Consider the following 13,074-nt stretch of genomic DNA (forward strand, 5'->3'; position numbering starts at 1 on the left):
TAGCTACTAATAAAAGCACACAAATTCGTTGAAGAGAATCAGTACGCTGCAAGTTTGTTCCACAGAGAGCCGGTGATAGCTGAAAGCCGGTGTTCAAGCCGCAGGGGAATATCCTCTCTGAGAAGTCAAACTGAACGATAAGTAAGTTTGAACGGTAGTCTACCGTTAAAAAGAACGCGTATGATTGTACGTTGCTGAGTGCTATTGATGAACGGATCAATAGAAGCCAGGGTGGTACCGCGGTTTAAAACCCGTCCCTAGTCATAGGGACGGGCTTCTTTGTGTGCTTTTAACTTTAAAAGGAGTGGTATCACATGAAAGAAGTGAATGTAAGGGAGTCTTCGCAAGAGCGCGAACAGCGTATCCAGCAGCAGTGGCAAAAAGGAAATGTGTTTCAGCAGTCGGTTCAAAATCGAGAAGGGCATCCTTCGTTTGTATTTTATGAAGGGCCTCCTACAGCAAACGGTTTGCCTCACGTTGGGCACGCGCTAGGCCGGACGATTAAAGACGTGGTGGCTCGTTATAAGACGATGACAGGGCATCAAGTGATTCGAAAAGCAGGCTGGGATACGCACGGACTGCCGGTGGAGCTCGGTGTAGAAAAGCAGCTCGGAATATCAGGGAAGCATGACATTGAAAAATACGGCGTAGAAGCTTTTATCAACAAGTGTAAGGAAAGTGTGTTTGTGTATGAAAAGCAGTGGCGCACGTTCACGGAGCAGCTTGGCTATTGGGTTGATATGGAAGACCCTTACATCACCTTGGAGAATTCATACATTGAAAGTGTATGGAACGTGCTTGGCACGATTCATGATAAAGGACTTCTTTATAAAGGCCACCGCGTATCACCTTACTGCCCGAGCTGTCAAACGTCGCTGAGTTCGCATGAAGTAGCGCAAGGGTATAAAGATGTAAAAGATTTAACGGTAACGGTGAAATTTAAAGTGAAAAACCGCGATAATGAGTATTTTCTAGGCTGGACAACAACGCCTTGGACGCTGCCGTCAAATGTGGCGCTTGCGGTGCATGAAGAGATGAACTACGTTCGCGCTGAGCAAGGCGACAGCGTGTATATAGTGGCAGAAGCGCTCGCAGACAAAGTGTTAAAAGGAGAGTATACGGTTTTATCTCAACATAAAGGAAATGAGTTAAAAGGGATGTCGTATGAGCCGCCGTTTAATTTTGTGAAAGTGGAAAAAGGGCATGAAGTGGTGACGGCTGATTACGTAACCGACCAAAGCGGAACAGGCGTTGTTCATTTAGCACCTGCATACGGTGAAGATGATTACAGAGTGGTAAAAGAAAACGGCTTTTCGTTTGTGAACGTGGTGGATGAAAAAGGACAGTACACGGCTGAATTGCCGCCGTTTGAAGGACGTTTTGTGAAGGACTGCGACGTTGATATCGTGCGTTATTTAGCGAATCAAGACGTGCTGTATCATAAAGAAAAGCATGAGCACAGCTATCCGTTTTGCTGGAGATGCGACTCGCCGCTTCTTTATTACGCAAATGAAAGCTGGTTTATCCAAACGACGGCGTTAAAGGAACAGTTTTTGAAAAACAATGAAAGCGTGACGTGGTACCCGGATCATATCAAACACGGCCGCTTTGGCAACTTTTTAGAAAATATAGTGGACTGGAACATCAGCAGAAAACGCTACTGGGGAACACCGCTGAACGTATGGGAATGCGGGGAATGCCAGCATCAAGTAGCGCCAAAAAGCATCAAAGAGCTTCAAAAACATGCGTCTCATTCCGTGGATGACAGCATTGAATTGCATAAGCCTTATGTAGATGACGTACAGTTAACGTGTCCGGTCTGCAGCGGAGAAATGAAGCGAACGCCGGAAGTAATTGACGTTTGGTTTGACAGCGGCTCGATGCCGTTTGCGCAGTATCACTATCCGTTTGAAAACAGCGAGCTGTTTCAAAAGCAGTTTCCAGCAGACGTCATCGCAGAAGGAATTGATCAAACGCGGGGCTGGTTTTACAGCTTGATGGCAGTTTCAACGCTGTTTACAGGAAAGGCACCTTATAAGCGCGTTTTGTCTCTTGGGCATGTGTTAGATGAAAACGGTCAAAAGATGTCTAAAAGTAAAGGAAATGCGCTGGACCCTGTGGATCTTATTCATACCTTTGGTGCCGATGCGCTTAGATGGGCGCTTTTAGCAGACAGTGCGCCTTGGAATCCGAAGAAATTTTCAGAGCGCGTTGTGCAAGAAGCGAAGTCAAAAATCATCGATACACTCGTGAACGTGTACGGCTTTTACGTGCTGTACGCTAAGCTTGACGGCTATAATCCCGAGCAAACGTATGAATTGAAAAAAACAAAATTGGATGAGTGGATTCTTTCACGTTTGCACAGCACGGTTAAGCGAGCAACAGTACATCTTGAAGATTACGGGTTTACAAGCGCCGCTCGTGAAATCACGGCATTTATTGAAGAGCTAAGCAACTGGTATGTACGACGTTCCCGCGATCGTTTTTGGTCAGAAGGGATGGAGGGAGAAAAAGCAGGGGCTTACGATACGCTTCATGAAGTGTTAGTCACGCTTAGTCAGCTGTTAGCGCCGTTTACGCCGTTTGTTGCGGATGATATTCATGAAAATCTGACAGGAAAAAGCGTTCATTTGGCAGACTATCCTGTGTATGATCAAACCAAAGTGAATGAAAAGCTGGAAAAAGAAATGGCAGCGGTACTGCAAGTAGTTGAACTAGGCCGAAGCATCCGAAATACGCATTCGTTAAAAGTAAAGCAGCCTCTGCAAAGTCTTTCGCTTGTGGTAACAGAAGAAGATGTAGAGTGGGAAGCATACCATGATGTCATCAAAGATGAGCTTAATGTGAAGAGCTTTAATGTGGAGCAAGACGACGACAAACTTGTTTCGTACGTGTTAAAACTTGATTTTAAACAGGCTGGACCGAAGTTTGGAAAACGAGTAAATGAGGTCAATCAAGCATTAAAGAACCTTTCAGAAGGTCAAGGAAAAGAGTTTGTTGAACAAGGCAAGCTAAGTGTTACGCTTGGTTCAGGAGAAAGCTTAACGCTTGAAACGGCTGACGTACTCGTTGAAAAAGTTCCGAAAGAAGGTTTTGCGGTTGCATCGAACGGCATGTATACGGCCGTGTTGGATACGGCGTTAACCGAAGAACTTGTGCAGGAAGGGGTCGCTCGCGAAGTAATTCGAGCGGTTCAAGATTATCGTAAAAAGCTGGACTTACCCGTGAATTTACGTATTGATTTGGAGCTTAGTGGAGACGAAGAAGTGAAGGAAGCCGTGGCGAAGTTTGAAACGCTGCTTCAAGAAAATCTTTTGCTGCACAGTCTCAGTGTGAAAGAAACTATCAAAAACGGAGAGACGGTAAAAGTCGGAACAAAGCAAGTTACACTTCGCGTTTTAAATCAGAACTGATAAAAAGCACTTACCTCATAATGGGTAAGTGCTTTTTTACCTTTAATCAAACTGCCCGAGAACATTTTTAAGACTCGGCCAGGCAATTTCAAAAGGAGCTGCTAATACATACTCTTTTCCATTTTCATCTTTAAAGTGCTGCACAAAACGGTATTTTCCTACCTTGTAATTAGGAGTTGCGATATCTTGTTTGAATGATTTCCCTGGCTTCAGCGTGACGGTTTTATCAGGAAACTCTAATCCGTTTAGCACAACTTTGTACCACTTGCCGTCTTTTAAGTGATCCGCCGTATTTTCGTAAGGAATTGTTAAGGTATGCGTCGAATTGTTTTGAATAACAAAAAAGCCAAACTGCGTTTTATCGTATTTTTTACTGACAGCAGATAGCGTAATAGTTCCCCCGTCAGTGTTAATGAAAGATGGGATGTCTTTTTCTTGTTTGGCTCCTAAATCCATTTTTTGACCGTTATAATCGATATAGCCAAAGATACAAAACAATATAATAAAAATGCCTAGTATTAGTATAAGTGTTCGTACTATTTTCAAAAGCTTTGCACCACCTTTTTGTCACTCTTCCATTATACGGAAAGTCATCGATGAGAAATAGTATGAATTTACCTTTTATCTATGACCTTTTTGAAAGGAAGGATGGAAATGAGACAAATTATAGCCATGGGAGGCGGAGGCTTTTCAATGGAGCCGGATAATTTGCTGCTGGATCAATACATACTTTCACAAGCTCATACGAACGTACCAAAGATCTGCTTTATCGCTACAGCAAGCGGAGATGCGGATAATTATGTAGAAAGGTTTTATGAAGCGTTTGAGAAGTTAATATGCACACCGTCTCATTTATCGCTGTTTTCTCAAAACTTTATAGATTTAAAAGCATATGTACTGCAGCAAGATATTTTGTATATAGGCGGCGGTAATACAAGGAATATGCTTCTTTTATGGAAAGAATGGGGACTGGATACGATTTTAAAAGCAGCTTATAAAAAAGGAATTATTTTGGCAGGAATAAGCGCAGGTTCAATTTGCTGGTTTGAAGAAGGCGTCACCGATTCAATGAACAACAAACTGTCTAAAATCGACTGTTTAGGGTTTTTAACGGGAAGCAACTGTCCTCACTATGACGGAGAAAGCAATCGAAGACCTTCGTATCATGAATTAATTGCAAGCGGGGAAATGAAAGAAGGCTATGCTGTAGATGATGGAGTCGCGCTGCATTTTAAAGATGAGAAGCTATCCGCATCAGTTAGCTCAAGACCAACAGCAAAAGCGTATGCTGTTAATCGAAAAGCAAGTAAAGTCATTGAGCATGAACTCCCGGTGACGTATTTAGGTGATGGCAAGCAATAAATGGCCGCTTCCTGTGTTTCTCTGTATAAAATGGAGCTTATTCGTACATACATAAGCAGAGACTCTATATAGGAGGTTACTTCAGTGAGTTATGAACGATACTGGGGAAACATATATGAACAAAGCGATAAGCTGCAGGAGTTATTATCGTCGTATTGGCATCAGTATTCAGATTTTGGAAACTGGCAGTTTTGGGTGGTGCTTGCTTCGCTCGTTCTTCCTCTTGTGTTGTTGTATTTTACCGTAGACCGGATGCGGATTTTTGAGGTGTTTTTCTTCGGTTACACAGTGCATATCCTTTGGGCATATATTGATATTGCACTTGGACGAAGCGGTTATTTGACGCATACATTTTTCTTAACGCCTCTGCTTCCGAACGCAACAAATATTACGGCTTCTATTTTGCCGGTAGGATTTCTGCTGCTTTATCAATATTGTACAAATCATCAAAAGAATTTTTATCTGTATACAATTCTTTTGAGCGCTGTTTTTTCGTTTGGACTGGCGCCTCTTGAACATCATTTTAAATTTATTGATTCAAGAAAAGGAATGAGTTTGTTTTATATTTTCCTTATTGATATAGGAATAACGCTAGTGGCGTACTGGGTTACAAGGCTGCTTGTGAAAGCAAAAGCCGCAGCCTATCGTACAGCGGAAAAAGAACGCTGAAAAAATGTTTTAAAATGATTAGTTAAGGGTATACATACACTTAAGACAAATCGAGGTGAAAAAATTGTATTACTATCGCATTTCAGAAGGACAAGACGAAATGTACTCTGAGACAATTGTTGTCCATGAAGAACAGTTTGATCAAGGTACATTCGAAGAAATGGTAAAAGAAGCGATGGTCGATAAGCCCGGCAAAATCGATCAGGTGGACATTGTGAAATATTTAATTGGACATTATCATTTCCAAGTTGCATATATTGAAGCAGCCTTTCATAGCACGTATATAGAAGAACAATAATGTTATGTATTCGTTAAGAAACCCCGTTGCATTGGCAGCGGGGTTTTCTTGTCTTTACCAATATCGATAGTGATAGGGGTTTTGAGGGGAGTAATAAGGATTCTGAGGCGGAGGATACTTATAAGGAGGCGTCTCGTGGCTAGCGGAGCCTGCTTGTTTTTTCTGTTTGTAAGGCCCTTTTTCTACGCATTCGTCCGTTGGTCCAATCACGATAGTTTGATTCTTTAACGGAGCCAGCGTTTTCTTTAGCTGCTCCGGATCTAAGCAGTACGTATGAGCAAGTACTTCAATAGGCGTCTTATTTAAAATATCCGATCCAAAAATGTATTCCGGATACGGAGCGTCAAAAATAGCAAGTAAATGCGTATTGTCTTCAGACGCAATTTCCCAGTGCCACCAGCCTTGAGGGATATTGGCTACTTGCCCCGGGGCAATTGGAATATTTGTCACTTCATTGTTAAACGGGTTGATTAATGAAACGACAGCTGAACCTGAAATACAGTAGACAAGCTCAGCAGCATTTTGGTGATAGTGCGGTTCGACTACGCGTCTTTTGCTTAAGTAAATATCAAGTAACGACACATTTCCTAGTGTATTCAGCACATCCCGGCCTAATCGGTTAATGTAATTTTGATCGTTTCTCGTGTTAAGTCTGTTTTTATTCACATCAGAAAAGTACTGTACATTTGGATTGTTATAATCCATATAGGACGTTGACAAGGCTCTTCAGCTCCTATTTTTAAATTTTTATGATGCTGTATCGTATGTAGAGAGTTTTATTTCGTGACAAAAGCCCAGGAAGATGTAGGTAACCGCCTCTTTTGGAGGAAGTGTACAATCATTTGCCCGTTGGTTTTCATATACTGTGACAGGTTCTTTTTTCACAGAACCATGATCAATGTCAGACACATATGACGTATCATTTTAAGGAAAGTGAGTTGCAGAGCTGTTGCTTGATCAATATGAAAAAATAAATAGTACGTATGATAAGATAGATGAACTTCAGCTGCCATTTGATAAGCCTGTTTTAGTGGCGATCGATTGGAACGGAGTGCTGTTTGAGTTTTTAGTCAGATTAAAAAAAGAGTCTTCGCATTTGCTTGTGTTTGGTTCAGGCGGAGGAGCAAGTCAGGAAATGCCGGCAGGACCTCCATATTTTCAGCGGCATTCGTGGATGAATGAATTTGAAGATTCGATTATTTATTACAACGACCCCACGCTTTATTTAGGAAAAGTGTCGCTTGCGTGGGGACAAGGGACAAGCGACCGTTTTTATTTAAAAGACATTGCGGTTTTAATTGAAAAATTCATGAAAAAAGTGCAGATGAATTCGTCTAACGTATTGTTTTACGGCTCTTCGGGCGGAGGATTTATGTCAATGTTTTTAGCGGGGTACGTAAAAGGAGCAAAAGCGCTTGTAAATAATCCGCAGACGTGCTTGACAAAGTGGCTGAAAACGCCGGTTCGACAAGTGTTTAATTTATCTTATCCCGACCTGACTGAAGAGGAAGTGATAGTCTCATACGGTGAGCGAATCAACGTAGTGAAGTTTTTCCGCCATATTAACTATGTGCCAAAGGTGTATTACTTGCAAAACGGAGCGTTCGAGTATGATATGAACAATCACTTGCTGCCGTTTTTAACGGATATGCAGGATATGCCTGACGACTGTGAAATAAATAATGTAAAAGTGGAGCTCTATTACAATCCAAAGCTGAAGCACGCGGCTGTTAGTAAGCAAGAAACGATTGATTATGTGAATATGGCAAAGAATATATAAGAAAAAAGGCAAGAGTTCAAGTGTAAAGGAACCTTTGCCTTTTTTATGTCGAATTTTCTAACTCAATAGATACAAGTAGGCAGTTATGTTGCTTTTTCTTTTGAATATGATAGTGAAGATGAGGTGTAAGGAGGGGAAGTATGGCCGATCAAGATGAGAGAAAAAGATACTTGATGGAAGTTCAGACCTGGCTTGAACAAGTGTGTGACCCTGTATTTGAAGAAGCCATTACAGAAGTAGATATAACGTCATATATCACGCGCACGCAAGAAGACGTTCTTGAATATTTAAGTGAAGAAGATGTTAACGAATATACGTTAGAAGAAATCAACAATGCGGTGCGGCATATTGATAAAGTTTTAAAAGAGCGACTTGGAGATGACGGCAGGGAGCGGGAATCTATAGCGCCGGGACGACACGAGCTGCCGCCGCTTGGCTATAGCTATTCAGCTCTTGAGCCGTATATTAACCGGGAAATTATGCGTCTTCATCACAGCAAGCATCACCAAAGCTATGTCGATGGATTAAATAAAGCAGAGCTCATGCTGCAGCAAGCCCGTAACACAAATAATTTTGACCTCATAAAACACTGGGAACGGGAAGCTGCTTTTCATGGATCTGGTCATTATCTGCATACAATCTTTTGGGAAATTATGAGTCCAGAAGGAGGAGGAAGACCGAGACGACAGCTGTTGCAGCAGCTTCAAAAAGACTTTGGCAGCTATGAGAAATTTATGATGCACTTTTCTCAAGCTGCTAAAAAAGTAGAAGGTGTGGGGTGGGCAATTTTAGTATGGTCCCCGCGTTCGCGCAAGCTCGAAGTTCTGCAAGCGGAGCGTCATCAGCTGCTTACGCAGTGGGACACCATTCCGCTGCTTGTATTAGACGTATGGGAACACGCTTATTATTTGCAGTACAAAAATGAACGTGATCCGTACGTTGACAACTGGTGGAAAATAATTTACTGGCCGAATGTAGAAAAAAGGTTTGAGGCAGCTAAAATGCTTCAGTGGCAGCCATATTGAAAATTAGTGTAACCATTATAATTTAAAGATAAAAGAAGCTGGGACCACAGTATTTTAATTGAAGTAAAATCCGAACGAGTTTGATTCTTGATTGAGAATCAAACTTGTTCGGATTTTTTCATTGTTATGACAATCATGTATGTAGTGGCTTCTAGCTGTTGATTGGAGGGCAAGACGAAGATTCCTGCGGGAATAACGGAACAGATGAGACCCCGCAGGAGCGTAAGCGACGAGGAGGCTCATCGCCCGCCCGCGGAAAGCGAAGTCTTGCACGGAAATCAGCAGCGGTGTAAAAAGTGATTTATATTAGATCCTTTATTTCATTTTTTTATTTTTAAATAAACTATGTTCTAAATAATTAATTTAAAATAAAGCATAAGTCTCTAGAACCAGTTGAATGTTACAAATGAAACAATTACGTATAAATGTGTGTAAAACCCCCGTTATATGCCTAAATACGTATGTTTTTAAAGTGTGAATGTGATTATTTTACTAGTTTAAAAGGAAGAATATTTATTTTAATGTAACTAAACTATCAAACTATTGACATGTTACTGAAATATAACTGTAATATTCATGTGTTATTTTTTATGTATTGGTAGATAAAGGGGAAATCAATCACATGAAAAAGACAATGATTACGTTCAGTTTAGTTCTAATGTCACTGTTCGGAGTGGCAAGTGGTGCATCAGCTGCAACAAATACATATACAGTAAAAAGCGGAGATTCGCTATACAAAATTGCAAAGACATATAAAGTATCGGTTAGTCAGCTGAAACAGTGGAATAACTTAAAGTCAGACAGCATTCATCCAAAACAAGTATTAAAAGTATCTCAAGCAAAATCAAGCACGCCTGCTAAAGCAGCGCCTGCGAAGTCTTCAAACGTTGTGAAAGAATTTAAAGTAACAGCAACAGCGTACACAGCGAACTGCAAAGGCTGCAGCGGAAAAACAGCGATTGGAATTGACTTGAAAAAGAATCCAAATCAAAAAGTGATTTCTGTCGATCCAAAAGTGATTAAACTTGGTTCAAAAGTATACGTAGAAGGTTACGGCACGGCAATCGCAGCTGATACGGGCGGTGCGATTAAAGGAAATAAAATTGACGTTCTTCTTCCTTCTCAAAAAGAAGCGTTAAAATGGGGAAGAAAAACAGTAAAAGTTCAAATCTTAAAATAAGTATTTCTTAAGGAAATGAGAGCCTTCGTTGAAGGGCTCTCATTTTTTTCTTCATTAAAGGGCATGCTACTTTATATATACTGATGGAAAAGTTTTACGAAAATGATCATATTTGTTGACAAATATTTCGGAAACAGATATATTTATCCGGTATATAATTAAGTTCATTAAATATTCGTGACATAAATTAATAGAATGAACACATAAAATATATTCTTAACCTGTTCGTCATCTGAAGATTTACATACAGATAATTTTAAAGGGAAAGGTCTTGTTAAAATGAATACACAAACACAACAGTCCGATCAAGCCCGAACTCGGTCTATTTTTGGCGTAATGATAATGGGAGCGCTCGTCGCTTTTTTAAATCAAACGCTGATTAACATTGCGCTTCCGCAAATGATGGATCATTTCCATGTAACGGCGGCTACGGGCAACTGGTTAACAACCATCTTTATGTTAGTAAACGGAATTGTTATTCCAATTACAGCATTTTTAATGAATCGATTTACTACAAGGCAGCTGTATATTACAGCAATGGGTCTGTTTACAGTAGGAACACTGCTTTGCGGTATTGCACCGACATTTTCCGTTATTTTAGTGGGACGCGTCGTGCAAGCAGCAGGAGCAGGGATTTTATTTCCGTTAATTACCAACGTTATCTTTACGTTATTCCCGCCTGACCGACGCGGTTTTGCGATGGGGATTTTTGGTGTAGCGATGAACTTCGCACCAGCAGTAGGTCCGACGCTTTCTGGTTTAATAGTTGAGCACTACTCATGGCGCGTTTTATTCTTTATGATGTTTCCAATTGCACTTATTAACGTAATTGCGGCGATTATTTTAGTGAAAAACGTGACAGAAACAAGCCGACCTAAGCTAGACGTGCTTGGCGTTATTTTATCAACAATTGGATTTGGCGGCTTGCTGTATGCGTTCGCTACGGGCGGTACAAAGGGCTGGACCAGCACTGAAGTACTAGCCATGTTCATTGTAGGCGGTATTTCAATTCTGTTCTTTATTTTCCGTCAGTTGAAAATCGATCAGCCGCTTCTTGAATTCCGTATTTTCCGTTACCGTATGTTCACTTTAACAACAATCATTAACGTGATTGTGACAATGGCAATGTTTTCAGGTATGATTTTAATGCCGATCTATATGCAAAACGTACGCGGTTTTTCACCGTTTCTTTCAGGCTTGCTGTTACTGCCAGGGGGAATTGTAATGGGGATTATGTCTCCGATTACAGGACGGCTGTTTGATAAGTTCGGCGCAAGATGGCTTGCTGTTATTGGTTTAGCGATTACTGTTGTGACAACATATGAATTAACAAAACTTGAAACGACAACAACATTTATGTATGTAATGATTGTTTATACTGTTCGTATGTTTGGTATGTCGCTGCTCATGATGCCAATCTTTACAGCAGGGTTAAATGAACTTGCGCTTAGCTTAAATAAATACGGCACAGCGATGGTTAATACGCTTCGAATGGTTGCTGGAGCTGTAGGAATGGCGTTCTTTGTCTCCATTATGATGAATCAAGGTGAAAAACACGTGAAAAACATCGTGATGAATCAGCAAATTTTGCCGACAGATAAAGGCAGTATGACTGAAGCCGTGAATCAAGGTACGGCAATGGGCATTAACGATGCGTTTATGATCGCAACGATTTTAAGTGTGATCGCGTTTGTTTTAGCCTTCTTTATTCGCAAAACATCACCAAAAGAAGATACCATTACAAATCGTGTGAAAAAAGCAAGCTAATAAAAAAATCCGTGCCTTTTGGTACGGATTTTTTTATGAGTTAAACTTGTCTTTTTTATAGTCAATATAAAGGGATCCGTCTGACTGAACTTCAGCATAAAACACTTCATCAATTGATTTGACTCCAGCTTTTTCAATCTGCTTATGAAGCCAATTGTTATCTAAATGCAGGTCCTTCAACGCATCTTCATTCGCTTTTCCGTCGTAAATAACGCCTATTGAAGTGGGAAATAAAAGCGTTTTTGACCACGAGTTCGGCTTTTTATCTTGTTTTTGCATAACGGAAAGGTTTCCGTTGATTTCTAATATGGCGTATTCTACATCTTTTATGGAAAATACGTTTTGCTGCCTCAGCATGCCTAAAAGAGATTCAATATCTAGCCGTACTTGTTTTAATGCCTTTTCCATCACTTTTCCTTGCTTAATCACAATTTTGGGTTCGCCGGTAATAAGATGCCGTGCTTTTTTCGATTTCATTCCAATATAGCCCATAGCGATCGTTAAAAATGTCCAACCTAGCAGTGAATAAACCCCTTTATCAATCTCTACTCGCTCATCAGTGGAGAGGGAAGAAGCGATATTACCAATCGTAATTGCCGTAATAAATGTAAATACATTTAACTGGCTGATTTCTGTTTTTCCCATGAGCCGCGTTAAAAGAAGCAGCACAAAAAATGAACAGGCGATTCGAAACGTCGATTCAGCATAGCCCATACATTTCACCCTTCCTTCATTTCATTGTTTTATGTTGTGAAAAAATAGAAATTTTATGCAGTTGAAAAGATAAATTCCATGCTTCTTTCCCACTCGCTTTTGCTTTTGCGCTACAATAAAGAAGCAGCGTGTTTGACTAGACAAAAGAAGGTGAAAAGATGAAACCATTTAAAGCTTCAGCATTATTAGACGTTATCAGCGAATTGTTCTCTGATGAAGCGTCGATTGCTGTTTCAGATTTAGAAACGTACGTGTATTACCGGGCAAGCAAACGAATTAATTTAAAAATTAGCCCTGGAGATCAAATCAAAAAAGGAACGATTACATATAAAGCATTAGAACGAAAGCAAAAAGTATCGGAATTTATTCACCGAGACGTGTTTGGCACGCCTTACTACGGCATGGCCGTGCCTTTTTTAGATGAAGGAGAAGTTCAAGGATGCGTGACGGCGATTTTTCCTGCGTTAACGAGCGGAAAGTCAGTTGTGACGTTAAAGGTGAACGAGGGATGGATACCGGTTCCTTTCTCAAAAATTATCTACGTGGAAGCGCGTGACCGAAAAACATATGTGTACGCACAGAAGTATACGGGTACGCATAAATACACGTTAAATGAATTTGATTATGTGCTTCCAAAAGAAGAGTTTGTGCGCTGTCATCGTTCCTTTATCGTCAATGTGACGCAAATTCTAGAAATTTATCCTGATACACATTCAACTTTTTTATTAGTGATGAGCAATGGAGAAAAAATTCCGGTCAGTCAGTCGTACGCCAGCTATTTTCGAAAGCTGCTTGGGTTTTAACCGTCATTTTGCTTAATTATCATCAAATATGCTGTTTTATCGCTATTTTTGTCCATTTCATTC

The 13,074-nt window shown here is 40.5% G+C and carries 13 protein-coding genes and 1 other annotated feature; of the genes, 10 read left to right on the plus strand and 3 right to left on the minus strand.

Going from position 1 to position 13,074, the window contains the following annotated elements; all coding sequences use genetic code 11:
- Positions 1-19: 19 nt before the first annotated feature.
- Positions 20-262: a binding site (T-box leader), on the plus strand.
- A 52-nt stretch (positions 263-314) separates the two neighbouring features.
- Entirely contained in the window at positions 315-3,413 is a 3,099-nt protein-coding gene (gene ileS, locus LAV82_RS16285) for an isoleucine--tRNA ligase (protein ID WP_499716485.1), read from the plus strand.
- 42 nt (positions 3,414-3,455) lie between these two features.
- Here ileS and LAV82_RS16290 read toward each other — a convergent pair whose 3' ends face one another.
- On the minus strand, positions 3,456-3,959 hold the full coding sequence (locus LAV82_RS16290; RefSeq protein ID WP_211079084.1) for an immunoglobulin-like domain-containing protein: 504 nt from the start codon (positions 3,957-3,959) through the stop codon (positions 3,456-3,458).
- Between the two features lie 108 nt (positions 3,960-4,067).
- Between LAV82_RS16290 and LAV82_RS16295 the strand changes: the two genes are divergently transcribed.
- The 3 genes from LAV82_RS16295 (at position 4,068) to LAV82_RS16305 (ending at position 5,742) form a co-directional block, all read left to right on the plus strand.
- Positions 4,068-4,775 carry a Type 1 glutamine amidotransferase-like domain-containing protein gene (locus LAV82_RS16295; protein WP_098196597.1) on the plus strand — a complete coding sequence of 236 codons (708 nt, stop codon included), beginning with the start codon at positions 4,068-4,070 and terminating at the stop codon, positions 4,773-4,775.
- Between the two features lie 84 nt (positions 4,776-4,859).
- Positions 4,860-5,444: a hypothetical protein gene (locus LAV82_RS16300; RefSeq protein WP_211079086.1), complete on the plus strand. Its 585-nt coding sequence runs from the start codon at positions 4,860-4,862 to the stop codon at positions 5,442-5,444.
- 55 nt (positions 5,445-5,499) lie between these two features.
- Complete coding sequence (locus LAV82_RS16305) at positions 5,500-5,742, plus strand: hypothetical protein (protein ID WP_223268895.1); 243 nt, start codon at positions 5,500-5,502, stop codon at positions 5,740-5,742.
- Positions 5,743-5,796: 54 nt separating this feature from the next.
- Here LAV82_RS16305 and LAV82_RS16310 read toward each other — a convergent pair whose 3' ends face one another.
- Complete coding sequence (locus LAV82_RS16310) at positions 5,797-6,462, minus strand: cupin domain-containing protein (RefSeq protein WP_097823181.1); 666 nt, start codon at positions 6,460-6,462, stop codon at positions 5,797-5,799.
- Between the two features lie 229 nt (positions 6,463-6,691).
- Here LAV82_RS16310 and LAV82_RS16315 point away from each other — a divergent pair, with 229 nt between their 5' ends.
- From LAV82_RS16315 to LAV82_RS16335, 5 genes are all read left to right on the plus strand, one after another.
- On the plus strand, positions 6,692-7,522 hold the full coding sequence (locus LAV82_RS16315; RefSeq protein ID WP_098534467.1) for a glycosyl transferase family 2: 831 nt from the start codon (positions 6,692-6,694) through the stop codon (positions 7,520-7,522).
- A 140-nt stretch (positions 7,523-7,662) separates the two neighbouring features.
- Positions 7,663-8,547: a superoxide dismutase gene (locus LAV82_RS16320; protein ID WP_029322263.1), complete on the plus strand. Its 885-nt coding sequence runs from the start codon at positions 7,663-7,665 to the stop codon at positions 8,545-8,547.
- Between the two features lie 158 nt (positions 8,548-8,705).
- Complete coding sequence (locus LAV82_RS16325; RefSeq protein ID WP_258198241.1) at positions 8,706-8,840, plus strand: hypothetical protein; 135 nt, start codon at positions 8,706-8,708, stop codon at positions 8,838-8,840.
- Positions 8,841-9,169: 329 nt separating this feature from the next.
- Complete coding sequence (locus tag LAV82_RS16330; RefSeq protein WP_013057420.1) at positions 9,170-9,727, plus strand: 3D domain-containing protein; 558 nt, start codon at positions 9,170-9,172, stop codon at positions 9,725-9,727.
- Positions 9,728-10,006: 279 nt separating this feature from the next.
- The gene (locus tag LAV82_RS16335; RefSeq protein ID WP_041816573.1) at positions 10,007-11,494 is read left to right on the plus strand and encodes a DHA2 family efflux MFS transporter permease subunit; all 1,488 of its coding nucleotides are present in this window, start codon (positions 10,007-10,009) and stop codon (positions 11,492-11,494) included.
- A gap of 33 nt (positions 11,495-11,527) precedes the next feature.
- Here the strand turns inward: LAV82_RS16335 and LAV82_RS16340 are convergent, their stop codons facing one another.
- A complete protein-coding gene (locus LAV82_RS16340) occupies positions 11,528-12,208 on the minus strand; it encodes a YetF domain-containing protein (RefSeq protein ID WP_013057418.1) in 681 nt (226 codons plus the stop codon).
- 158 nt (positions 12,209-12,366) lie between these two features.
- Between LAV82_RS16340 and LAV82_RS16345 the strand changes: the two genes are divergently transcribed.
- Positions 12,367-13,011: a LytTR family DNA-binding domain-containing protein gene (locus LAV82_RS16345; protein WP_029322256.1), complete on the plus strand. Its 645-nt coding sequence runs from the start codon at positions 12,367-12,369 to the stop codon at positions 13,009-13,011.
- Positions 13,012-13,074 lie beyond the last annotated feature (63 nt).

The sequence above is a fragment of the Bacillus sp. ILBB4 genome (assembly GCF_035064545.1).
Taxonomy (GTDB): Bacteria; Bacillota; Bacilli; order Bacillales; family Bacillaceae_H; genus Priestia.

What these genes read in the sequence shown, in the direction of transcription:
- LAV82_RS16320 (WP_029322263.1), top strand. Translation starts at nt 7,663, where the DNA reads ATGGCCGATCAAGATGAGAGAAAAAGATACTTGATGGAAGTTCAGACC.
- ileS (WP_499716485.1), top strand. Translation starts at nt 315, where the DNA reads ATGAAAGAAGTGAATGTAAGGGAGTCTTCGCAAGAGCGCGAACAGCGT.
- LAV82_RS16340 (WP_013057418.1), bottom strand. Translation starts at nt 12,208, where the DNA reads ATGGGCTATGCTGAATCGACGTTTCGAATCGCCTGTTCATTTTTTGTG.
- LAV82_RS16335 (WP_041816573.1), top strand. Translation starts at nt 10,007, where the DNA reads ATGAATACACAAACACAACAGTCCGATCAAGCCCGAACTCGGTCTATT.
- LAV82_RS16330 (WP_013057420.1), top strand. Translation starts at nt 9,170, where the DNA reads ATGAAAAAGACAATGATTACGTTCAGTTTAGTTCTAATGTCACTGTTC.
- LAV82_RS16295 (WP_098196597.1), top strand. Translation starts at nt 4,068, where the DNA reads ATGAGACAAATTATAGCCATGGGAGGCGGAGGCTTTTCAATGGAGCCG.
- LAV82_RS16345 (WP_029322256.1), top strand. Translation starts at nt 12,367, where the DNA reads ATGAAACCATTTAAAGCTTCAGCATTATTAGACGTTATCAGCGAATTG.